This is a genomic window from Cupriavidus gilardii (assembly GCF_017598945.1).
Classification (GTDB): domain Bacteria; phylum Pseudomonadota; class Gammaproteobacteria; order Burkholderiales; family Burkholderiaceae; genus Cupriavidus; species Cupriavidus gilardii_E.
In genome coordinates, this window is the sequence record NZ_JAGFTW010000020.1 from 1 (window position 1) to 22236 (window position 22236).

Annotated in this window: 20 protein-coding genes; 8 read left to right on the forward strand and 12 right to left on the reverse strand. The window is 62.1% G+C overall.

The features are described 5' to 3' along the window. The 3 genes from vgrG to J5T34_RS08495 all read left to right on the forward strand — a co-directional run. A partial coding sequence (gene vgrG / locus J5T34_RS08485) for a type VI secretion system tip protein VgrG (protein ID WP_208579369.1) occupies nt 1-2237 on the forward strand: 2237 nt, incomplete at its 5' end. Nucleotides 2238-2251: 14 nt separating this feature from the next. Beyond that, nucleotides 2252-4057 carry a peptidoglycan-binding domain-containing protein gene (locus J5T34_RS08490; RefSeq protein ID WP_208579370.1) on the forward strand — a complete coding sequence of 602 codons (1806 nt, stop codon included), beginning with the start codon at nt 2252-2254 and terminating at the stop codon, nt 4055-4057. 5 nt (nt 4058-4062) lie between these two features. After that, entirely contained in the window at nt 4063-4671 is a 609-nt protein-coding gene (locus J5T34_RS08495; protein WP_208579371.1) for a hypothetical protein, read from the forward strand. A 327-nt stretch (nt 4672-4998) separates the two neighbouring features. On the opposite strand, the gene J5T34_RS08500 is transcribed toward J5T34_RS08495, so the two are convergent. Continuing rightward, a complete protein-coding gene (locus J5T34_RS08500; RefSeq protein ID WP_208579372.1) occupies nt 4999-5553 on the reverse strand; it encodes a hypothetical protein in 555 nt (184 codons plus the stop codon). Next, nucleotides 5550-6080 carry a DUF3304 domain-containing protein gene (locus J5T34_RS08505; RefSeq protein WP_244258773.1) on the reverse strand — a complete coding sequence of 177 codons (531 nt, stop codon included), beginning with the start codon at nt 6078-6080 and terminating at the stop codon, nt 5550-5552. The genes J5T34_RS08500 and J5T34_RS08505 overlap by 4 nt, the downstream gene beginning before the upstream one ends. A gap of 403 nt (nt 6081-6483) precedes the next feature. On the opposite strand from J5T34_RS08505, the gene J5T34_RS08510 reads away from it, so the two are divergent. Both J5T34_RS08510 and J5T34_RS08515 read left to right on the forward strand, forming a co-directional pair. Continuing rightward, entirely contained in the window at nt 6484-7341 is an 858-nt protein-coding gene (locus tag J5T34_RS08510; RefSeq protein WP_208579373.1) for a PoNe immunity protein domain-containing protein, read from the forward strand. Nucleotides 7342-7635: 294 nt separating this feature from the next. Next, the gene (locus J5T34_RS08515; RefSeq protein ID WP_208579374.1) at nt 7636-7956 is read left to right on the forward strand and encodes a hypothetical protein; all 321 of its coding nucleotides are present in this window, start codon (nt 7636-7638) and stop codon (nt 7954-7956) included. Nucleotides 7957-8458: 502 nt separating this feature from the next. Here J5T34_RS08515 and J5T34_RS08520 read toward each other — a convergent pair. The 10 genes from J5T34_RS08520 to J5T34_RS08565 all read right to left on the reverse strand — a co-directional run bounded on the left by J5T34_RS08520 (nt 8459) and on the right by J5T34_RS08565 (nt 19135). Beyond that, a complete protein-coding gene (locus J5T34_RS08520) occupies nt 8459-9106 on the reverse strand; it encodes a hypothetical protein (RefSeq protein ID WP_208579375.1) in 648 nt (215 codons plus the stop codon). Then, entirely contained in the window at nt 9103-9696 is a 594-nt protein-coding gene (locus J5T34_RS08525) for a hypothetical protein (protein ID WP_208579376.1), read from the reverse strand. The genes J5T34_RS08520 and J5T34_RS08525 overlap by 4 nt, the downstream gene beginning before the upstream one ends. Nucleotides 9697-10053: 357 nt before the next feature. Beyond that, the gene (locus J5T34_RS08530; protein ID WP_208579377.1) at nt 10054-10509 is read right to left on the reverse strand and encodes a DUF3304 domain-containing protein; all 456 of its coding nucleotides are present in this window, start codon (nt 10507-10509) and stop codon (nt 10054-10056) included. An 18-nt stretch (nt 10510-10527) separates the two neighbouring features. Next, nucleotides 10528-10860 carry a hypothetical protein gene (locus J5T34_RS08535; RefSeq protein ID WP_208579378.1) on the reverse strand — a complete coding sequence of 111 codons (333 nt, stop codon included), beginning with the start codon at nt 10858-10860 and terminating at the stop codon, nt 10528-10530. A gap of 273 nt (nt 10861-11133) precedes the next feature. After that, nucleotides 11134-11580 (reverse strand): DUF3304 domain-containing protein, encoded by a 447-nt coding sequence (locus J5T34_RS24060; RefSeq protein ID WP_208579379.1) that lies wholly within the window; start codon nt 11578-11580, stop codon nt 11134-11136. 146 nt (nt 11581-11726) lie between these two features. Then, a complete protein-coding gene (locus tag J5T34_RS08545) occupies nt 11727-13700 on the reverse strand; it encodes a T6SS phospholipase effector Tle1-like catalytic domain-containing protein (protein ID WP_208579380.1) in 1974 nt (657 codons plus the stop codon). Beyond that, nucleotides 13690-14340 (reverse strand): DUF3304 domain-containing protein, encoded by a 651-nt coding sequence (locus J5T34_RS08550; RefSeq protein WP_208579381.1) that lies wholly within the window; start codon nt 14338-14340, stop codon nt 13690-13692. The genes J5T34_RS08545 and J5T34_RS08550 overlap by 11 nt, the downstream gene beginning before the upstream one ends. 13 nt (nt 14341-14353) lie before the next feature. Beyond that, nucleotides 14354-15232: a DUF4123 domain-containing protein gene (locus J5T34_RS08555; protein ID WP_208579382.1), complete on the reverse strand. Its 879-nt coding sequence runs from the start codon at nt 15230-15232 to the stop codon at nt 14354-14356. Nucleotides 15233-15235: 3 nt separating this feature from the next. Beyond that, the gene (locus tag J5T34_RS08560) at nt 15236-18097 is read right to left on the reverse strand and encodes a type VI secretion system Vgr family protein (protein WP_208579383.1); all 2862 of its coding nucleotides are present in this window, start codon (nt 18095-18097) and stop codon (nt 15236-15238) included. Between the two features lie 138 nt (nt 18098-18235). Further along, on the reverse strand, nt 18236-19135 hold the full coding sequence (locus tag J5T34_RS08565) for a hypothetical protein (RefSeq protein ID WP_208579384.1): 900 nt from the start codon (nt 19133-19135) through the stop codon (nt 18236-18238). A gap of 329 nt (nt 19136-19464) precedes the next feature. On the opposite strand from J5T34_RS08565, the gene J5T34_RS08570 reads away from it, so the two are divergent. From J5T34_RS08570 to J5T34_RS08580, 3 genes are all read left to right on the forward strand, one after another. After that, the gene (locus J5T34_RS08570; RefSeq protein ID WP_208579385.1) at nt 19465-20310 is read left to right on the forward strand and encodes a M15 family metallopeptidase; all 846 of its coding nucleotides are present in this window, start codon (nt 19465-19467) and stop codon (nt 20308-20310) included. A gap of 103 nt (nt 20311-20413) precedes the next feature. Beyond that, the gene (locus J5T34_RS08575; protein WP_149318842.1) at nt 20414-20680 is read left to right on the forward strand and encodes a PAAR domain-containing protein; all 267 of its coding nucleotides are present in this window, start codon (nt 20414-20416) and stop codon (nt 20678-20680) included. Between the two features lie 52 nt (nt 20681-20732). Then, entirely contained in the window at nt 20733-22226 is a 1494-nt protein-coding gene (locus tag J5T34_RS08580) for a hypothetical protein (RefSeq protein WP_208579386.1), read from the forward strand. Nucleotides 22227-22236: the final 10 nt, after the last annotated feature.

Here is a 22236-nt window from a genome sequence, read left to right on the forward strand (position 1 = left end):
CGATGACAGTCTGGTCCACGCGGCACAGCGTCGGGCCCAATGCCGTCACCGTCTCGTCGTGGGATTACAAGACGCTGACCGCCGCCTCGGCGCAGGCAAATGCCGCTTCGGTGCAAGGCGAATGGCCGACGCTCGAAGCGTTCGATGCGCATGGACCCTATCGCTATCCCGATGCGGCGACGGCCGATCGTGCGGCGCAATTGTGCATGCAGGCCGAGGAAGGTGAGTTCGTGCGGTTCGATGGCGCCGGCACGGTGCGGCAATTGGGCGCGGGACAGCGCTTTGCGCTGACCGAACACTTTGGTGGTGATGACGAGGAATTCGTCGCGCTGTCGGTGCGCCACGAAGCGGCCAACAATCTCGGCGCCGATGTCGCCCAGCTGCTCGGCACCACGGATATCGAGGCCGGCGGCTATCGCAATATGCTCGAAGCGGTGCGCGCCGATGCGCCGATCGTGCCGCGTTTCCGCGCCAAGCCGACTGCCCCGGAAAGCCAGACCGCGATCGTCATCGCCGAGGGCGCGACGCCCCTGCACACCGACCGCGATCATCGCGTGCGGGTTCGCTTTCCGTGGCTGCGTGCCCCTGCACCGGCGGATCAGGCTGGACAGTCTGCCTCGTTCACCGATCCCGGCTCTGATGACCTGACCCAGGTCACCGCCTGGGTCCGCGTCGCCGGCGCCATGGCGGGCCCCAACTGGGGCACGCACCACCTGCCGCGCGTCGGTACCGAACTGCTGCTGACCTTCCTCGACGGCGACATCGACCGGCCGCTGGCCGCGATGCAGCTGCACAACGAGCAGGACACCCCGCCCTGGGAAAACGACGACAAGCCGCTCGCTTCGATGCTGTCCGGCTGGCATACCCGCGGCCTTGGCGGCGACGGCTACAACCAGTGGGTCGTCGACGACTTCAAGGGCCGGCTGCGCATGCGGTTGGCCAGCTCCGCGGCGCAGACCCAATTGAATCTGGGATATCTGGTCGCTCACGGCCCGCAGGATGCGCAGCGCGGACCGTGGCGTGGAACCGGTGCCGAGCTGCGCAGCGATGCGTGGGCGGTGGTGCGCGCCGGCCAAGGCCTACTGCTATCGACCACCGCTCGTCCGCGCGCCGCCGGCACCGTGATGGGCATGCCCGAAGCCATCGCGCTGCTCAAGGGTGCACAACGCACCGCCGAACGCCTGTCGACTGCGGCTCAAACGCAAACCGCCCTGCCCCTGACCGCCAACGAGGTCTTCGAGCCACTGTTGACGATGGTCGAGCCGGAGCAGGACGGGCATTACGGAGACACGGTCAATGGCCAGGAGGCCAAGCAGCCGGACGGCAAGCCAGTCGAGCGCTATGCCGAGCCGCTGCTGGCGGCGGAGGCGCCGACTTCCATCGCCGTATCGAGCCAAGAGACCACCGCGGTCTATTCGGGCCGACACCTGCATGGCACCGTGCAATCGGATTGGCAGATGACCGCCGACAAGACCATCGCGATGGCCGCAGCGCAAGGCGTGTCGCTATTCGTGCAGCGTAATGGCTTGAAAGCCGTGGCGGCGAACGGACCGCTATCGGTGCAGGCACATGCCGGTGCGTTGGCGATCCTCGCGGACAAGGAAGTGGTGGTGACTTCGTCGAACGATGTCGTCGAGATTCTGGCGAAGAACACCGTCGTGCTGCATGGTGCAGATTCGGCAATCCGGTTGGAGGGGAATGCAATTACCTTCGAGACGTCAGGTCTGCTCGAAGTCAAAGCGACTCTACATGCGTTCGCCACGTCGGATGGCAACCCAACAATCCCTCTCCATTCGGCCTCAGCCACCGTGGCCCCGCCCGGGTACTTCGCTGTCCGTATCACCCGGCCATACGAAGCGGAATCCACAGTCGGCAAGCCCTATGTGCTGTGCCTGGGATCCCAGACGTTCGAAGGAAATGTCCCGGGCAGCGGAGTCATAGCACATCCCATGGTGCCAGGCACGAAGACCGCCACGCTGACAATTCATCCATTCGACCGTCAACACCAGCCGTGGCAATGGACATTGGATCTACGCGTGCAGGGCGATACGAAGGATCACCGCGGCATCCAGTCCCGCCTCAAAAATCTCGGTTTCTATGATGGCAAACTCGACGGAGTCTGCGGCCAAAGAACCCGGGCGGCACTGCGCGCGTTCCACGAGAGGGTCAGGATGCCCTCGTCCTCTGACCTACATGCGGATGCGCTGACCTCGCTTAGCGCCCAGCATGACATCTGACTCTCGGCCGCCCCATGCGATACGGCAACTTCGACCTTCAGCGCGACGATCACGATGGCGTCGTTCGAGACAACCGCCCGCCGCGTTGGGGCGGGCTCGTTGATCCACCTTCCTATCCGGCAACCGGCGAGACGCCACAAGATCAGGGTGGAGCGACGCTCGTTGTACCCCAATACGTGCAACAACTGCAGCGCGATCTTCGATCCCTCGGGTTCGGGGTCGTGGGCGTACCCAGCGGCTACTTCGACCGTTATACAGAGTGGGCAGTACGCGAATTCCAAATCTATGCGGGGATGTCGCATGTCGCGCAATTCAGCGCAGCACGACTTCGAAGTCTCCTTCCCGCGAGCCAACTCGGCACGCCGTTGGCCGAGCACGCGCATGATGTTGCATTGCTAGGAGTGCACGAAGGCTCAAGTCCGGCAGAGTCGATCTATGCTGCCACACTGTCGCGCATCCCAAACACATGCAGATACGCGGGTCCAATATCGGGAATCGTCGATCAGAAGACGCGGGACGCCGTGGAACATTGGATCCACGACAATTACCGTTGCCCGGTGATCGTTGAGGCGTGGACCGTGGACGCCAGAACGCTGGCTCGTACCCGGCCGTTTGTGAACGGGATAAACATCTGGCGACACGATGAGATCACGCACGTAGGCGTAAAAAGCGGACCCCGGTGGAAGACCCACACCCGAATGTTCTTTCGAGACTTCACGCGCTACTACTGCTATCCCAGCACGCAACGGGACGACCATTACCAACCACTTGGCAGCTACACCAACTACAAGGGCTACGGCGGTCCCGTCAGCACTGTGCCAGCGCACTGCTGGCCCGAAAGCGAAATGACTCCTGAACGCTTAATCGAGGGGAGAACGTTGGCGGCACTACAGGCGGACCCTCGGTGTGCCACGGCATCGACGTACAGGGTAGTCAGAGCCACGGCCGAGCAGGAATGCCTGGCAGCGTTCGACTCCGTCAACGCATACGACGACGCTCTTGTGTCAATCGGTCCGTGTCATTGGACATTGGGCGTCCTGCCCGCCAAGGGGTACCACAATGGTGAGCTGGCCGGGTTCCTCGCCTATGTCCTACATCACCATCGGTCCGACTACCTTACTGCCTTCGGCAATTTCGGGCTCTATCCTTCCGCCGCGTGGGTGCGGAGCAACCAGGGAGCGCTATGGAACGCTGGCCAGCGCAAGTATGCCGGCTGGATTCGCCAGCACGCGCCCGTCACGAGTCCCGCCGAGGCGCCGGACAATCTCGGCAGACTTCCGGAAGTCAGCCGCCAGCTACCAGAGGCGAATTACTACAAGACGTGGCATTGGTTCTACCGGTGGGTGATGGCAGGCCGATGTGTACCGGGCGTTCGTAGCTCGATGTGGGATATGGTACGGCTCCGATTAAGAGCCATCCTTGCCATTCCTGTGCTGGCCAGAGCGGGTAACCAACGGATAGCAGGCTCCCTCGGCACGGTCTTCACCTCGGAGAAGGCCATCGCGATCCTCCTGCGTTGGCACATCTTTCGCCCCGCACACGTAGCCGGCAACGCAGTAGGTGATTCCGTGCATAAGGCAATACTGGCGAACCCAAGTATCGATTGGGCTCTACCGCTGAATCGTTGGACTGACCTGCACGAGCAAGCCCTGAGCCGACAACTACTGACAGATGCGACGGCGATCACCAGTAGCCAGAAAGATCTTGCATCCTGGCCGGCATACGCCGGACGGGAGATCCGCAAGTATTCCCTGAACCACGAGTTGGGACCGCTCTCAGAAGCGCGACACTCCTTCGTGTTGGACACCACAGGACTGTGACATTGATGCTAAAGAAAATCATCGTGATGTCTGCCGCGGCGTCCGCGGTAGCGCTGGCGGAGGCCGGAAGTCTCCATTCAAGCGAAGGAATTCAGCGGTTCTGCAACAAGGCTGCTGACGACCGCATCTTCGACATCAAGTTTCGTGATGACGGAGCCGTCTCCGTGTGCTTCCCCGGTCAGGACGACGTGGATTGCTTTTATTCGTACACACAGGGGAAAACGTATTTGCACTCGCGCCCCGACCTGAACAACGATGGTCTTCCTGACGTCATCGTAAAGGACTTTCGGTCGGCATACGGGCTACATGAGGTGGTTCATTTGATGGCATTCGTCCAGTGCAAGGACAAGACTTTCCTTCAGGTAGCCGATGAAATGCTCACGGATCTGAAGCCGATACGCCGTGCCAAGCCACAGCAGTTCAGTGATCTCAGGGCCAGCCGGGCGTGCTATGACGAGAAGCTGGAGCGGGTGCGGACACGCTTTTTTCGGCTCAGGTTTGACAGGAAGACATTCTTTTACGGCCCGCCAGATGGGGACCTGGAATTGAGCCAGTACTGCACCGATAAGGAGCTTTCCCTTCCATCGTCGGCTCCCATCGGCCCGCCGCACTAAGGGCATGAAAATGCAATCTTCCGCGACCCCGTTCTCCTCTACCCCGAGCCTTAGCTGCACGGATTGATCATCGGTTGTCGCTCCGGTGGCGCCCAAGGCTTCTTACTTTGGCTTCCGCGAGAACAGCAGGCGACACCAATAGGCGATACGTTCGGCGCCATGCTCCTGAACGTCCGGCGGCGCCACAACCTTGCGGTTTGCACTGATGTCCCATACCCCGGGGTAGCTATCAGGTCCGCAATCCATCTCACCGTTGGGAGACGCGAAGCGTCCATCTGCCGATAGCCTACCTTTGGCACGGGAGTCATCATATGCAAAACCGTACTTCTAGAGCTGCTCCAATGGCATTGACGGAACATAGGCCCCCGGGATGTCAACAAGATTGCGCGAGGTTCCTATTCGGGCGATTGTCGCAAGAAAACTTAGCGGCGTTGTTGAGATGGAATCTATGGACAGATAGATACCCTTGTTGATATTTAGATCGATCAATGTTCCTGCCGCCGCTGGAATTCTCTTCTTCGATGGACGAGCTTGTTCGCACCGGGACAAGTCTTCAATCAAGACATACTCAGTGTCCGAGACAATGAGCGCAGCACCATCTGACGACGGTTCAGCACTGTCAGCCTTGAACCCAAGCTCGCAGACAAGCGCTTTGCCACTGCCGTCTCGCATCGCCACTTCGCGACCATCCGACTGAAGCGCAAAGCTTGGGTCAACAAAGGCTTCTGCTACGGCAACACCAGGCGACAAAAGGCCCAGGAAAGCAGAGAACAACACTGTTACTGTCAAAGGGGGCATGCCCGCGGATACGCTGGTACCACTGCAGGCACCGGAGAGAGGAATGTCGGAGCCCGTCTTGCGCCGGCTTTTCCGCATCATCATCTTTCCTTTCCTCCGGGTCCACTGGGATCGACACCATGCCGAAGCTGCGCATCGGAGCCCTTCAGGGGATAGTGCGGCGACCATAAGGCATACATCGTCACGAAGACCTTGATCTCGCCGTTCCGAAGAAAGTGAACGGCAAAGTGCCCGACTTCGTCGTATCTCGGCACAGGCACTACGCGTTCCCGGTAGTTCTTGTCATGCTCGTCGGTCCAACCGATCTTCACTCCGAGGTCTGGTGTCCATGATTCTGGCACCGCCACGCAGCATACGAAGCCACCTCCGCCTTCATGAGCACCAAGATAGTTTCCTCCTTTTCCATCGACTGTGAAGTGACCGATATCGCTATCTGTGTGGTTGTAGCCAACGATGTTGGTGCCGACCATCTCCGTCTCACACGCGGACAACGTCCACATTGATATCGCGACGAAAAGTAGCTTCGCAACGCGATGCACTGATCTATTTTTACTCAATCGCCGCGCGACATTGATAAACACAAGTGCGCTGGGAACGTCAACTTGTTCCATGTGTTTGATAACCTTCCCGCAGAATATATTTCTTCGCACACGCCTCATTTTTTGCACAGATTCCACCGGGCGACACCTTAGTAGCTCAGGGGGCTTATCCATGTTAGACCTAAGGTTGGTAGATACCGACGGGGCGTATGGCTATCATAGCCTCTGTGATTAACGACGGCCTGCTCGGATCCCGCGAGGCTGTTGCCTGTTGAGCAAACGCATCTTCAAGATTGGGGTGCATGCCGGACAATGCCAATCGGTCATATCCAAACGCCGCATATCTTGGACTCGCGTCCGAGCCGTGCCGAAGAATGCGTAGGTGACGGCTCAATGGCACTGCCGCCGTCGTCCAACGTATCCCTGCATTGGAACGCCGATCCGAATCAAGCCAGGCTGACTGACATTCGAAACGATGACGGAACGACAACCTGACTGGCAAGACTGGTTCGGGCAAAAAATTACCCAGCACCAGTTTGAAAGAAACAAGCGGGAACCGTACTTCCGCTTCAAAACCTACGACAAGCGTTTCAACGACAAGTTGGGCGGTCTGGCAACCGTCACTGTGGACCTGCCAAAGGCCACCGCACGGCGGAAGGTCGGCGCATTGACGATGGCCACTCAACAGCGTCTTTGGGATGTGTTGGACTGGATGAGCATGCAATACTCCGCCGGCACAGACGTTCAATGCGTCGCCCGGGTATGGCCCTTCGCGCTCGAGTGGGCCCTGGAATATGCCTTGCACCATGAGCAGTATCATCGCAGCCCAGAAGCCGACAACTACGTGACACCTCATGCCTCACTGCGTGACGAGGAATACTGGATCGTTGCCCTTCGCATGGTTTGCTTCGCCATCCTCAGCGGCTTTGGCAACGATATGCCGCGTGTCATGGCCTTCCTGGACTATGGCAACGCCGATATGGGGGTACACGACGGACTTATCGAGAGATTGGCCGCGTCATTCGTCGGCTCCCGAAATTTGTACCCGACGGACACGACGCGCCATCTTCCGTACCGTAGGCTAATCACTGTTTTCGATGCCGATCCCGGCGCACGTCCAGCCCTTATGGCGAAGTACCTGGCGGACTGGTACCACCTCAGCCGAAGCGAGCCCTATTTCAACCAGCACGGCGATGCCGATGTATCGTTCTACGGTTATTGGTCCTGGGAAGCCGGCGCAGCCACCGTTGTGCTCAATATGGATGACTCTGGCTACCGTGACATGCCGTTCTACCCCCGTGACTGGGTCGACTACGCACGGACACAGACATAGGCCAGCAGCCGATTCACTGATGTAGGCCCTTGTTGGCGCTCATGCCCAGGAGGGCACTCCTTGCACCGTATCAAGCCGACCAGGAATGGCGAGCACTTGGACAATACGAGAATGCCTACCCCGTCTCGCCCGCAGCGCCAGCTCCGCGCGCTCCGAATCACCATCTCGGCCTTGGCATTCGCACTGACAGCATGCTCGGAATCGCAGCCGGGGCCCAACGCGGATCCGAGCGCCTTCGGGGCGCATCTACGCTTGCAACGACCCGCCCGCGACGTTCGATTCGAGGTCGTAACGTTGCCCGAATCCAAGAAAGGCGATGACGGAATCGGCCCAACCGACTATGTGTCGGTGATCGGCGTGGCGACGCTGTCCGATTCTGATGTGAAGCGCATTTCCGCGGAATCGTCGTATCGAGGCAACGCCACCATTCCTAGGGCCTTCGTTCGGCCATGGCTTGGTAAAGACGCCACCGTCGCGCTGGAAGAAGCCCTCCGCGGCGCGCGTCCCATCTACGACGCACGGTGGATGGTGAGCAGACCGTCCGGGCGCGCATTCGGCGTTCCGGTCACCGGCAGCAGGTGGTTGTTCTACGTTGAATACGTCGGCCCCGGCTGAGTCTTGGGGCACTGAATTTGCAAGATGGCCATCGGGTGCCGGCGCTCTTCGCAACCGATGCGCGCACCCTCGTTGCACGGCGCGCAGCAACTCAATCTGGCTTCCAAGCAGAATCAGGCGCATATCGAGCTGCTGCCACGAGCCCGGTTCAAGGGTCTCTTCTATGTGGCCTCTCAGGGCATCGTATTTCTCCGAAACGGCTCTCAGATCGACCGGGCATGCGTTACCCGATGCGGCCGCTATCGTGTCATGAATCCTCGCGATATATCCATTCTCCGCCTCGTCATAGCAGCGCTTCGCTATCAAACCACACTCACTCTCGCACGAGGCAAGGGCCGTACTCTTCCTGTTCATGCAAGCGGCGATATCGTGCTGCACGACGGATGTGGCAGCGCGGGACGTCGACATGCAGAAAAGGAACGGCAGGCACATCAAAGAACGAGAAAGTCGCTGTGTCATAGCGTTCGTCAATCTGGCTAGTGCTTCTGCAGAAGGTCGCCCTCTATTGGACCGTCGCGAGCATTCGCCTTGCCGCTCTCAACTGACCGGCCCAGCAGCGCTCGTACTGCTTGCAGCCAGAGGCCTTTCCCAGCAGGAAAGTAAAGCTCACAACTTTGCCCTCCAATGGGAAAACCGCGACGTAACATTGCCCCCCATATGGCATCCAATCATTACCTTCATGCCAGCCGCAAAGGGGAAATGCTTCCAGTATCAACCGCCCGCTGAGCGTTTTCCGTCGTACGGGTTCCGTAGGACCAAAGACTTTCAATTCGCTGCCTTCGTCAAGCCAATAGGGAAGCTCACCGCGGCCCCTGCTGGCGCACGCATTCAGAGGCAAGAGACAGACAGTGCCCGCATCAGCATCACTCTCCCCGATCGCATGACGCCGATGCAATGTCAGGTTGTAGGCCTGAGCAGGCGTGCTGCCATCACCTCGCTCAGCACTCCCCGCCTCCGTTATCGACTGGTAGCGTGTGGCGTCGAACTCGAAGGAGACGGACTCGCCGGAAAAGCGGCGATGCTGGCCTTCGGCAAAGAGCGTTGTGCTGGCGAGCGCCAGGGACAGGATCAATGCGATGTGAAACATCACTGCGATATGCCACCGGTTCCCATCACTGACTAAGACACGCTTCACGTGCGCCACCGTCATTCGGAAATCCTTACTGATTTCCATAGGTCGACGATGTCATGCATGCGGGCCTCCACTTGCCCCGATACATGGTTTTGCAGCACAAAGGAACTGTATAGAAAGCGCCGGTTCGGCAGAAACGAGATGGCCACGTGACAGCTCGACGTGGCCCTGTACACCGCCCCGCCCGCCTCATCGCAGTCTATGACGGCACCGAATACCGTATGTGCCAGCTTGAAATCTTCCATCACTTCCATCGGATACAGCGACATCCCGGTCGCGACACTGACGCCTTGCGGGCCGCGGCCGCCGTCAGCAAATGGTCCTCCGTCCCGGTCCGTCATAACGCCGAAGTCCCTCAAGAATTCCTGGCTCGCAGAGGCACACATCAGACCGACATCCTGGGCTGCTTTAGGAAGACCAAACGAGACACACGTCGTACCGGCATATCGGGAAGTCAGCGCGGCGTTGCGTTGCGCCTTCATGGCATCTGGGACACATATGCTTGGTCCGTCCGCCAACAGATCCATCCGGATGCAGTCGGCCGCAGCGATGACAGGCACACATCCAAAGACGAGAAGGGACATCAAGACGTACTGTCGGATGGTCATCTGGACTTGTTGGCGACTGACGACGACAAGCGGTCGTAGCTCAGGGGTGATTCACTTGAACTCGCAGGTGCCCCCGCCGTAACTGTGCTCCTTGGACGAAACTTCGATATTGCCGGCCCTGCGCCATTCGCCACGGCGGCCTGGCCATATGCCAGCGGCGAGCATGCCACGACCGCAGCAGGAATCAAGCTACGGACAATACCTTGCCTCATGCTCCGCTCCGTTCCACGGGATATTGCGCGGATGGAAGACGACTCGCCAATGTCGATTCCGCTAGTGCGAGATACGTTTTACCCTGCTCGTTCGCACGAAGCCTGTGCAACCCCTCAGTTGGAAACGACTCCGATGGTCTTGCGCTCATTTCTTTGTTCCGGAAGGCGAGGGATAAGGATATCTGTCGTGGCCGGGAAAGTGGCGCGTCACGAGCACCTTGACGTCCTCGCCTGGGAAGAAGTGGACGGCGAACTGCCCACCGGTATCGTTCTCGTTGTACTTCGGAACAAACACAACTTTTTCATGAGAGACATAATCTCGCGCCCCAGCGCTCATCTCGCCGTCGTCCCATTTCACTTTGACAGTCAACCCTTGACGCCATTGGTGCGGGACACTGACACAGCAGACGAAACCACTAGTGGAATGAGGACGTACCGAAGCCACACCATGTCCGTCGACCGTAAACCTTGCAATATTTCGGTCGGTATGGTTGTAGCCGAGCAGATTAGCTGGCACCTGATCTTCGGTTGCGGAACATCCGACTGCGAGCAGCAATACCGCGATACCCATCGCGCCGATACCGATTGAACGCACCCCCATATCTTTCCCTTGAACAAGTCAGTGATGCAGATTCCTGATCTTGACGCTTGCGGCAATTTCGCGTGCCAGCGCAAGGAACGAAGACTGGTCCAACGGTGCAACGCCAGCCTTCTTTGCAAAATCAGCGCGCTGTATGACGTAGAGCATCACACTCGGCCTGCTCTCGGTGCCCGGCGTTCCCAACGCAACGACCAAGTAGCCATGGTCAATGGTTACATCCGCGCGACGCAGACGCTCGAATGACTCCACGCCCTTCACCCCGGCTATCGTGATGCTCCGGTAGCGGTCTTTCCAGATGCTTCGGACTTCTTCGCGATAGCGGGCGGCGCTAATCGGATGCGTAATCTCCATGAGGAACTTGCTGAGCCACTACGCCATAGCGTTGACCACGACGATGGACATTGGACCCAAGACGGAGAGCTCCAGTCATGCGCCCACGCCCCGGTGGGGGGCCTACTCCGCCGCCAAAGCGCCAGTCTAACGTCGCCTTACGCTGCACCGGGCCGCAAGCGAAGGAATCAATAATGGCATCCCGCAATTGCATGGCTTGCTCATCGGACTGTTCGGCCCATTGTGGTAGACGCGACAAACGCCATCCGCCGCAAAGGAGATTCAGATTGGCTATTATTTTTGCGCACCGACAGGAGCGATTGGATCCACACCTGGCCTCAACTGTGCCTCTGTCCCTTTAAGGGGATATTGGGGGTGCCATAGCGCGTAATTGGTCACGAATATCTTTATTTCGCCGTTCCTCAAGAAGTGGACTGCCACATCGCCCACCTTGTCGTACTTCGGCACCTCCACAACGCGCTGTCGGTAGTTCTCGTCAAATTCGTCAGTCCAGCCGACGGTCATGGTCAATCCGGGCTGCCACGGAATTGGCACGCTAGCGCAACACGCAAATTTCCCGCCACCCGCATGAGGTTCCATGTAAGCGCCACCGCCTCCATTGACCGTGAAATGGCCGATGGCCTTATCGGTGTGGTTGTAGCCGACAACGTTGGTACCGATCAGCTCGTCACCACACGACCCTAGGGCGCATGCGACAAAGGCTACGGCAATCCACCTCACTGGTACGCCTCCCGCGCGTATGGGCGAACCGCCCCGCGTAGGCGCATGGCGCCTTACAGTTCCGTGCGGGCCCAGTGACGAGTATCCCTTACCTGTTGGACGTGTTCGTGCCGGGACCAGAGTACATGTCTCCCCATCGTGGCATGTCAAGCCGCCACCAGCCCAGTCCCCGGCCTTTGAACCGCCGCGTACTTCTCCTTGATATCCCCGCCCACATACAGCACCCGAGGATCGGTCGTGCGCGTATTGTCGGTAGCGAATCCCGACAGGGAATCATGCACGTACATCGAGAAGAATCGATAGAGGTCCGATGTCTCCGCCAGCGGCTTCTTCTGAATGACGACCTGCTCGTAAGCGTCGACGATGGCCTTGTAATGCGGCCGCATGCGTTTGCTTGGCTCCTCCTTGTGCCATTTGTGCAAAACCGCGGCGTCTTCAAGCAGCCATTCGTCGTACGTCTCCATGTTCTCGAGCAGATCGCCGTCGTTGGCAGCGGTGTCGGCGCGGGCGCGGGCTCGGCGCCAGACGTCCATTGCATCGGCTTCTTTCTGCTTCGCATCGCGCACCATCGATTCCCACATCGGCACCTGGCTCTTGAATGCGGGGCTCTTCTTTGCAGCTTCCAGACCCTCTTCCGCGCCGATTCGGTTGGCGGAGGCAGTCTGATAGGCAGCACGCTTCGCCTTGGCATCCGCCTCGAGCTTGGCGCGCTCCTTCTTGAACGCCGCTTCGTTGTTTTCGATGGTTCGCTGCTCCTGCGTCTTCTTGCCGCCTTTCGCGGTGCGCAGCACGGCGGCGGAAATGCGGTACAGCCAATACTGGCGCATATGGGCGAGCACGGTCCTGCCCAACGGCAATCCAGTGGGGACTGTGCTCATGTACTTGGTCCACAGCGGAATCAGCTCATTGAAGCGTGCAAGCGGTTGGCCAGCGAGGCCGAAATCGATCTTCTGGTCTTCCGTTTGCAATTCGGTCAAGCCATACATCGGCACGCCAGCCGAGACCGCGCGCGTCAACATGGCGCGCAGCGGCGCCAAGGCAAGCACGTCTGACTTGCCGCCTTCACCCTGTCGATAACCACCGCCGACGTCGGAGTGAACCCCCGGATAGACCATTTCCTCAGTACCGGTGGGATAGCGCAGCTCATCGAGCGCGCTATCGAGCGGGAACGAGTTGCGGGTCTCATGCGCGGCCACCATATGGAGGCATTGCGAAACGATGGCGGGGATCTGCAAGCCGTCGGAGGCCCATGCACCGTGACCGTCTGCAGGACCAGGCGACGGATCGGCTCCCGGTTCGCCAAAGGCCAGATACTTCAGATCGCGGTGGGCTTCGTCGTAGTTTCTGATCAGGTCGCGCCACCCCAGGCCGCTGCGGCGCTTGGTGAGCACGTTGTTGGCGCTCATTGGAAGGCCGACCGAGGCAACGGTATCGAACAGACCCAGAAAAAACACCTCGATGGCATAACCGCCCTTGATCACCATGCCGGATGTGCCAAGCGCTCCACCACGAAGCTTGAAACTGCCGCGCTGGCCGGTGCAGCTCTTTTGCAAGTCCCGGCAAAACGCGCGCGCCAGTGCGGCGCCGCGCGAAAAACCGAACACCGCGATACGTACCTTGACGATCTTGTTTCCGGGATTGTTGGCACGCGCCTCGGCCTTCTTGAGGACCGTGGCCAGCTCCTTGAACGCCCAATCGAGTCGCTTTTGTCCCAATGCGCCCATGCCGCGCCCGGTCGTGGTACCGCCCGGGTCGCCGATGTCCTTGAAGTACGTGCCGATGCCTGGAACGTAGCGCCGATAGACCTGCTTGGCGTCGTTGTTGGGATGATGGACCTTGAACAGCCGGGCGACGTTGCTGTGCTCGCGCGAAGGAGTATCGGCATCGATATTGTTGCCAGTGCCGTCGAAGAAGATCGACATGGTGATGCACTGGCTGCAGGTGCCCTTGGGATCCTGCTTGCGCAATCCCGCGGCAGACGCCAACGGCGACGCGGGTCGCGGCTTGAGAGCCGGCGTGGTCGCCGCCGATCGGAGCATGGCGGCGTCGGCTCCGCTTGCGCGGTTTTCCACGGGCTGCGTCAGCGGCGTGGTTTTCTTCGCTTCCGTCTTACTTGTCATGACCGCAGGTGCCGTACTTGGTGTCGTTGATCACGTTGCCAGACGCCTTGCGCCTGGTGTAGTCGAAGCGATCGATCAATACGTGCGGCACGGACGGATAGTCGGACAGGGCCACCTTGATCTTCCCGTCCTGGTAGAAATGCACTTCGAAGTACCGCGGGTCTGCCGGCACCGGTCCGTCGAGCAGCACCGTCTGCCGACAGCGCGGCACATCGCCGTCGCGCTTCCATTCGATTTGAACCGTCAGCGGCAATGGGGTATCGGCCGGGATTGCCGCGCAGCAAGTTCCACCGCCATAGCTGTGCTCTTTGGACGAGACCTCGATATTGCCGCCACCCGCCCCATTAACGGAAAAGTCGCTGATATAGGTATCGGTGTAGTTGTATCCGACGATCGTCAGCCCTTCCATCTTCGGTGGCGTTCGATGCGGACCGGTGTACAGCCTGGTGCCATGGAACGTCGGGGGACCGGCCTTTTCCATCTGCCGGATGCGCGCGCGTTGCTCCTCGCTGATATTGGGAATGGTGTCGGCGACCGACTTGGCGTCAACCTCTCGCTCGCATGCGGCCAGCGCGCACGTGAGCAACAGCGCGGCAAACAGGCGTGCATGGCGGCGCAAGCCTTGCATTGGAATCGTCATTCGTGGTTTCTCGTCATTCGCTTTGTTCCGCGTCCTGCGCGCGCTCGATCGCGTCGGCGAAGGTCAGCTCGCCACGCTTGACCTGTGGCAGCAATGCATTCCACGGCGCCAGCCTGTCGAAATCGCTGGGCCCGTTCAACGCCAACAGACAGAATGCGGCAAGGTCCGGCAAATCCTCCAGGCCCCAGCCGCGCGCCCGCTGCAGCAAGCCCAGCACGATCGGATAGCGCATTGGGTATGGGTGCGCAAGGAGGGAACTCGTGCCGCGCGACACCAGCAGGTCGAGGACGGCATCGGGCTCCGATGCCTCGATCATCGTGCGTTCCTGTGCCGCGCTAAGACGAAGAGGCGCTTCGTACCGATCAACCCCATCCTGGCCGAGCCGGGCCGACGGCACCATCGCGCCTTCGCGATCCGCGTACCACCATTCCGTCGCGCAAGACAGGAACCGATCGCGCTGCTCGTCATCCAGTACATCGATCAGCGACATGAAGACTCGCGTATCGAAGAAGCGCAGCAGCATCGCATCGCCATCGGGAAGCAGGACATCCGTTCGCGCGGTCAGCGCGCGTGCAATGCCCCGTAAATCCAGCGGCGTATCGATCAGCCCGAGCGCACAGCCATAGCAGGCGGCGTCCGCAAGCTGGGCAAGCGTGGCGCGTGCAGCCGCAGGAGCGTTGTCGATACGCACGACAAAAGGCGTCGCCCCGTCTTGGCATGCCTCGACGTCCTGGCCAAACAGGGGCTGGCACGGCAGCGTCGTCAGCCGAGAGAGCAACGGCCGTTGCTCCGGTATCGCTGCCTGGTTCACCAGCAGATAGCGATAGGTGCCTTCCGGGTTCCGCGGCAAGGCCTCGATCGAGTCCCAGAGAGGCGAGTTATCGTGCGGCATGTTCTACTTGGCTGCGAACGGTGCGCCGGATGCCTGCGCCGCGAGCAGGCACTCCTTGCAGACGTTGCTGGGCATCAGCGGCAGATCGTAGTTGGTGTTGACCGGCCCCTCAAACTTCCTCTGCGCACTCTTGTAAGTAATCGCCCCCGGGCACTCGACCGTAATATTCCCACCCTCGATGGTGATCGACGCCCCGCCAGCCGTCGCCACGCGAATGCGCTTCGCGGCCGCAAAGTCCACCTGCATATTCGCCGACACGACCTTCAATTCATCCTTGGCCTGTAGCTTCATCACGTCGTGCTGCGCCTGCACGTCGATGTCCTCGCTGCCCGCGATCAGCTTCAGGCCAGTGTCGCCCTCGCCCGCTTTCTCGAGCGCAGCGGCAATGCCGAACGCCTGACCGCTGTGCAGCCTCGCCTGCTTGCCGATCGCCAGGTTGGTGTCCTGCCCCGACACCATGCCCAGCGATTGGCCGTTGACCATCTGCAGTTCTTGCCCCGCGATCATGGCAAGGCCGGCACGACCGGCCAGTTGCACGATCGCTTCGCTCGGATGCGGGACCTTGCCTTGCGTCTGCTGGTTGCCGCTGGCGGCGTCCTGCATCGCGGCGTCCAGGTCCTTGCCATCGACCATGCCAGACGCCGCGGTTTCCAGCTTGGCGAGAGGCGCCTCGTCGTCCTTCGCGGTCGTCAATGCGGCGGTCTGGTGCTTGACCGCGCCCTCGCCCAGCGTCTGCGTCAGCGACTTCGCCTGGCGAATCAGCGCGATCCCGGCGGCGTTGTCTCCGGTCGGCACCGGCCGCTGGCTCTGTGCATCGCGATAGGTGGTGATCAGCACGCCGGCCTTGCCGCGGATGGCGCCGTAGCCGTCGGTGCGCAGCTCGAACCCTTCGCCGCGGAAGCTGCCCCGGTAGTTGTCCTGCTGGTGAATCAGGTGGCCAAGGTTCAGTTGGGTGTGCTGGACGGTCGTAGCGAACTGCGTGCGCAGTTGCCCATCGCTGTCGTCGAACACCAACTGGTTCGCGCCTTCGCCGCCGTGCTCGCGGCTCTTGAAGCCGCTCAGGGCGGCGGCGTTGCGGTGTCCGTCCTTATCGGCGCTCATGCCGTGCCAGGCCGGTGCATGGCCGCCCGCCACATTGGCCTGCGCGCTCGGCGCGGTGTCGCTGCCTTGCCGATACACGGAGTCATCGGCCGCAGGAGCCTGCTTGCCGCCTGGCGTCGGCGCGATGCCACCCTCGCCTTGGCCGTTGTACAGCGCGCCGATCACGATCGGCTGGTCGATATCGTCGTCGGCGAACTTGACCAGCACCTCCTGGCCAATGCGCGGCAGCCATTGCCAGCCCATGCCGGCACCGGCCTGGCGCTGGGCCACACGGACCCAGCGCGTGCTGCGATCATCGTCGCGTTCGCCCTTTTGCCACGGAAAGCGGACACGGATCTCCCCGCGCGGGCTGACGTGGTGTTCGGCATCGCCGTTCGGCTGCGTCTCGCCTTGCGGGCCGACCACGGTCGCGGTCTGCACGCCCATCGCAGTCGGCGGGGCGAACAGCCGTGCGCCGTTGGCATCGACAACGCGCGGGCGCCACGGACGGCGGGCATCGCAGGCGCGGAACAGATTGGCGTAGCCGTATTGTTCGGCGGCCTGGCGCAGCGAGGCCGTTGGCGTATCACGCTCGACCGTTTGCCCCGGTGCGAGAAAGCCCATCGTCATCGGCCCGTTCTCGGGCGCACTCGGCGGCGTATCGAAGCACAGCGCGGCCTCGAGCGGACCCAGCCGTTGGCCCAGCGCGGCGCGCGTCTCGGCGGCGAGGTTGTTCAGGCCGCAGTGCTCGACGATATCAAGCAGCAAGGGATACGCGGCCCCGCCGTCTTCCTGCTTGGGCAGATGGGGGCAATCCTCGATCGCGACACGGGTACCGCTGACGAAGGTGCGCACGGTCCCTTGTCCGGCGAACAGCTGCGCGCGCGCCTCGATGCTCTCCATCAACTGCTCGGCCAACCGCTGCGCTCCGGCGGCATCGCTGACCACCGACTGGCTGACCGACAGATACGGTTCGGGGCACTGTGCGCCGCCTCCGAGCTTGGCCGGTGCATGGCCGCGCAGCGTGCGCTTGCCGTTGCCGTCCCATGCCACCACCGCGACACCCGGCACCGTCACGCGGCTATGGCAAGCGAGCTGCTGCACGGCGTCGGCTTCTTCCTGGCTGTGGGCGCGGTGATAGCGCACCGAAGCCGATTGCCCTTCCGGCAATTGCGGGCTGTCCGCGAAGATCGTCAGCGCATGCCCGGACGGCGCCTGCTCGTCGTCGACGAAGGCGAAGCCCAACCCCGCCTCGGCCAGCAAGCGCGACAAGAACGCGTAATCGGTCTCGCGATATTGGCTGACGTGCTCGCGTGGGCCCAGCGCATCGATGCGCTGCTGCGCGCCCGCGGTATAGCGCCACACCGCATGCGGCGCGTACGGCGACAGGATCTGTTCGGCGATATCGGCCAGCGTGCGGTTCTGGAATACCTGGCTATGCCGCTGCTGCGTGGCCAGCCACAGCCACGGCACCACGGTCAGCCGGTAGCGCGCCAGGCTGCCGTCGGCGCCCAGCTTCTCGGCCTTGCGCACCAGGCCGCTGCGGCGAATGCGGTTGCCGTCCGCCAGCGTGGTCCACAGCGTGACCTTCGCGCCGAGCAGGGACTTCAGCGGCAAGCGGGCATTGGCACTGACCGCGACGATCCGCGTTTCGCCGAGCTCGGACAGCGCCTCGCGGCCGAGCCAGGCCTCGACGGCAAGTTCGCCGACGGCACCCTCGCCTTCGAGCTGAAACAGCCGCCGCGCCGGGGAAAACAGGGTCTGAATCAGAGTGGTGTGGTCCATGGCGGTTCGGTGTCGCAGCAGGTGTCAGCGGGTATCACAGCGGAAGGCGGGCGCGCCGATCGGTGGCCTACCTACGGCGAAGGCCGCGTCGATGACGCGGCCATGTCCTCTGTCAGCACCCTTGCCTCTCCGCCTTCATCACTGCGAACGCTGGGCGGTGCCGCTCTTGCGCGTCCGCGATGCTGTCGCGGTTTTCTCTTCGGGCGTGGGGGCCAGCAATGCCGCCAGCAATTCGGCATCGCGATCATTGCCGATATTGCTTCCCGACTTTTTTGAAACCCGGCGCGTATTGTTGGAGGCAATACGCGAGCGCTCGGTTTTCGTCTTCCCTACAGTCGTAGGGTTCGAATTGGAACGCGATGCGATCTTGGTCGTCGCATTGGAATGTTGCCGTTTTGTCGCAGACTGATTCGACGCAGTGATCTTCGTTTTATTTACTTCTTGGTTTAGCGTTTTTTTATTCGTCGAATTCGCTTTGTCGCCAACGGCGGCTTTTTCCTGACCCGCCGTCGCGTTTGCTGCCAGTGCCGTGCCGCCGGCCAGCGCAGCGGCGCCGAAACCCGCCGCGGCCAACTCTTCCAGGGGCATCTTGCCGAGGTTGTCGAGCGCATCGTCGTCGGCATCGCGCACCGGATCGACATCGACAATGGTGGCCGAGCCGGCCGTGGCTTCTACCGGGGCAGCGCTTGCCGCAGCGGCCTGCGTTTCGAGAGCCGGGATGGCGGCAACAGCGCCCGGGGCGCCGGAAGCGCCGGTATTGGCGCTCTCCGCAGGCACGATGGAGGCAACCGTCGGCGCTTCCCCATCGTTGCCTTTGCCCAGCCAGAAGGCAACGGCGCCCGCGCCGACCAGCAGCAATGCCAGCGTGGCAAAGACACCGTGGCGCTTGATATCGGGCGTCTTTTTGGCAGGGCCGTGACTGGCGACCCGCCCTTCGAGGCTGGCCAGAATGCGCGTACCCGGTCCCTGGCTGTCGGCATTGCCGGAGCCGAACAGCGACGGCGGTCCATTTCCTTTCAAATCGTCGCTGTGACTCATCTTTTGGCTCTCGAATTGCAATAAAATGCGCGTCGGGCAGCGCAAGGGATGGAATTGAGTTAAGCGATCGGCAACATAACTCGAAGACAGGACCCGAACAGAAATTCGACGAGACGGCGTCAGCTGCCGATGCGGACGAAGCGCGCAGATTTTATAGCTGGCTGCAACAAAAATGCAAATATGTGAACGCCGCCGTGACAACTCCCAGGCGGCGAATTTTTGGCGACGGAATGCGGGCCTGAATCGAGCCGATTAAATGTCACAAAATGTAACCATTCATTCGCCTGTCATGCCGGACCTGGGCATCGAACGGCGCGCGGCCTGAGCGGATGATCTTTATTACGCTGTTCTTCTATTTCGCGCTGATGGTGGCCATTGCGGCCATCCTGCTGCTGCCGGACGTGCGCGAGCGCGTGCTGCTGGCCGCGCGCGCGCAATGGCAACGGCTCAGTATCAATGCGAGCGCGGCAAGCCAACGCTCGGCCGGAACCCTACGAACGTCGGCTTCCCAGGCGGCCGATTCGATGGAAGCATTGCGCGCCTTCGTTGGGCGCCGAAAGGTCTTTCTGCTGTGCGCGGCGGGCGTGGTGGCGACCCCTCCCATCGTCGCCCTCGCCTTGCGACCGAAACTGCTGTTCGAGTACGATGACGCGCTGCGCGAACCGGACCAGAAGATTTCCGCTTTATTGAATGGCGAGCGTCTGGTTCCTCCCGCGCCATTGCCGCCCGAGGTATTCACCACGCAGGAAGTCGAGCGGATTCGTCCGACCATCCGCGAAGCCAGCCGCAACTGGGATCTGCTCGATGCCGATTTTCGCCAGCGCCTGCTGCTGGTCTACAAGATCATGCGCGACGAGCATGGTTATGAAATGGCGCTGCTGGAGGGCTATCGCAGCCCCGAGCGCCAGGCCAGGCTCGCCGCGATGGGCACGCATGTCACAAAGGCGGGCGCCTATCACAGCTACCATCAGTTCGGCCTCGCCGCGGACAGCGCCTTCTATCGCGACGGCAAGCTGGTGATCAGCGAGAAGGATCCGTGGGCGATGCGCGGATACGAGTTGTACGGGCAGATTGCCGAGTCCGCGGGGCTGACCTGGGGCGGGCGCTGGAAGATGATGGATCTTGGGCACGTCGAGTTGCGCCGGCCCGGCGTGCTCGGCAAGAAGCCCGGCTAGCGTGCGATGTGCGGGGGCACAGTGCAGGCAACGGCGGCCCGCGACAGCAGGCCGCGAATCGATAGCTGGCGGCGGATCGCCCTTCTCAGTCGAGAGAACAACAATGACACGGCCATTTATCGTATTGGGTGACAAGACCGACCACGGCGGCGTCGTGATCAGCGCGTCGGGCACCACGTCGACCAACGGCAAGGGCATCGCCTGCGTCGGCGACCGCGTGACCTGTCCGAAGTCCGGTCATGGCGAGACCACCATCGTCACCGGCGATCCGACCGTGATCATCGACGGCCGCGCCGCGGCCCGCCACGGCGACAAGACGGCATGCGGCGCGACGCTGCTGTCCAGCCAGGGGGTCACCGGCAGCGCGTAAGGCGAACGCCGTTCCGCTATTGCGCTTCCCTGTGCCGACCCTCCCCGACACCATGCTTGCACGCCTGTTCCGTTCCGGCCTGATCCTGTTCGCGGTTTTCGCGCTGGTCTGGACCGCGACGATCCTGTGGTGGCAGTCGATCCATCGGATGCCGACGACCACCGATATCGTCACGCATCTGTTCCTGCTGCCGGCTGGCATGATCGCGGGCTATCTGGTCATTCGGCGGGCGCTGGACGGTATTCGCCGCAATGTTGCGGCCGCTGTCAGCACGCCTGCCGCCGCGGCGCAGCAGGACGCGAACGCGGCCGACGGGGCCGCGCCCGACGACGACCCCAGCCGCCGCTGGCGCGCGCTGGTACTGGGCGCGGTGTTGCATACCGCCAAGGGCGCGGACACCGCCGCCACCGCCGCCGCGACCGCCGAGCAGCAGCGGCCCGATGTGGTCGACGTGCTGGGCGACGGCATGCCGATCTTCGCCGCGCCGGTCGACGACATCGATGTCGAGGGCACGCGCGAGGCGCTGGAGCGCACCTTCGCGGAGCTGCCGTGGAACGACGAGGCGGTGCGCGCGGTGGCGCTGGCCAGCGATGTGGCCGAGCGTCTGGTCGCTCAGACTCTTGAACAACATCCGGCGCTGTACTTCCCCGCAGCGGACGAGACCACGACGGGACCGCAATCCGACGAGCCGCCGCGGCTGGTACTGACGCTGCTGTTGCCGGAGCGCTGGGAGGCGCCGATGGCCGCGGCCGCCGGCCAGTACGTGCGCGGCCGCCTGACCGGTCTTTGGCCGATCGAACGGATCTCGATGGAGACGTTGACCGCCAAGGGCGACGGCGATGCGATGGTGCAGGTCGATCGCGCAATCCTGGCGCTGCATCGCGAACCGACCCACGAATTGCGCGGCGTGATCGCCGCTGATTCGCATATCGGCGCAGAGGCGATCGACCGGCTGCGCGCGACCAACCGGCTGTTCAGCGCGCAATGCGAGCATGGCGTCGCGCCCTCGGAGGCCGCAGCCGGGGTCCTGCTGTATCCGCCGCAGGGACCATTGGCAGCGATGCTCGCGCAGGACACGCCGCCGGCATCGATCCTGCGCGCCACGCTGACGCGCCTCGATGCGCCGACTCCCGACAAGGGCCAGCCGCGTACTGCAGCGCTGGATCACGCCGTCGCGCAGACGGTGGCGCTACTGGCCCAATCCGCCGACAGCGCGAAGGCCGGGGACGAAGAATCCGCGGCGTCGCCCGCCGAACCGGCGCCCGCGCCGCAACCGGTCGTCGTCGCCGCCGACATCAGCCCGCATCCGGTCCGCACCGTCGAACTCGCACGGGTCTTCTCGGAGCGCTTTGACGAGCTCGACGTCAGCGCGGACCTGCTGCCGGTCGGCACCGCGTGCGGACACACCGGCAATGCCGGCGCGCTGCTCGCCATCGTGCTCGCGCATCAGCAGTGCGCCGAGCGCGGCGGCCCGGCGCTGGCGGTGACCGCGGCGGACCCGCAGCAGCGCGGCGCGATCGCGGTGGTGCCACCGCCCACCGCCTAGCAGACATCCG

Bases quoted from the DNA above. Each gene is read 5' to 3' on its own strand.
- J5T34_RS08490 (WP_208579370.1), top strand. From the start codon at position 2,252: ATGCGATACGGCAACTTCGACCTTCAGCGCGACGATCACGATGGCGTC.
- J5T34_RS08495 (WP_208579371.1), top strand. From the start codon at position 4,063: ATGCTAAAGAAAATCATCGTGATGTCTGCCGCGGCGTCCGCGGTAGCG.
- J5T34_RS08500 (WP_208579372.1), bottom strand. From the start codon at position 5,553: ATGATGATGCGGAAAAGCCGGCGCAAGACGGGCTCCGACATTCCTCTC.
- J5T34_RS08505 (WP_244258773.1), bottom strand. From the start codon at position 6,080: ATGGAACAAGTTGACGTTCCCAGCGCACTTGTGTTTATCAATGTCGCG.
- J5T34_RS08510 (WP_208579373.1), top strand. From the start codon at position 6,484: ATGACGGAACGACAACCTGACTGGCAAGACTGGTTCGGGCAAAAAATT.
- J5T34_RS08520 (WP_208579375.1), bottom strand. From the start codon at position 9,106: ATGACGGTGGCGCACGTGAAGCGTGTCTTAGTCAGTGATGGGAACCGG.
- J5T34_RS08525 (WP_208579376.1), bottom strand. From the start codon at position 9,696: ATGACCATCCGACAGTACGTCTTGATGTCCCTTCTCGTCTTTGGATGT.
- J5T34_RS08530 (WP_208579377.1), bottom strand. From the start codon at position 10,509: ATGGGGGTGCGTTCAATCGGTATCGGCGCGATGGGTATCGCGGTATTG.
- J5T34_RS08535 (WP_208579378.1), bottom strand. From the start codon at position 10,860: ATGGAGATTACGCATCCGATTAGCGCCGCCCGCTATCGCGAAGAAGTC.
- J5T34_RS08545 (WP_208579380.1), bottom strand. From the start codon at position 13,700: ATGACAAGTAAGACGGAAGCGAAGAAAACCACGCCGCTGACGCAGCCC.
- J5T34_RS08550 (WP_208579381.1), bottom strand. From the start codon at position 14,340: ATGACGATTCCAATGCAAGGCTTGCGCCGCCATGCACGCCTGTTTGCC.
- J5T34_RS08555 (WP_208579382.1), bottom strand. From the start codon at position 15,232: ATGCCGCACGATAACTCGCCTCTCTGGGACTCGATCGAGGCCTTGCCG.
- J5T34_RS08560 (WP_208579383.1), bottom strand. From the start codon at position 18,097: ATGGACCACACCACTCTGATTCAGACCCTGTTTTCCCCGGCGCGGCGG.
- J5T34_RS08565 (WP_208579384.1), bottom strand. From the start codon at position 19,135: ATGAGTCACAGCGACGATTTGAAAGGAAATGGACCGCCGTCGCTGTTC.
- J5T34_RS08570 (WP_208579385.1), top strand. From the start codon at position 19,465: ATGATCTTTATTACGCTGTTCTTCTATTTCGCGCTGATGGTGGCCATT.
- J5T34_RS08575 (WP_149318842.1), top strand. From the start codon at position 20,414: ATGACACGGCCATTTATCGTATTGGGTGACAAGACCGACCACGGCGGC.
- J5T34_RS08580 (WP_208579386.1), top strand. From the start codon at position 20,733: ATGCTTGCACGCCTGTTCCGTTCCGGCCTGATCCTGTTCGCGGTTTTC.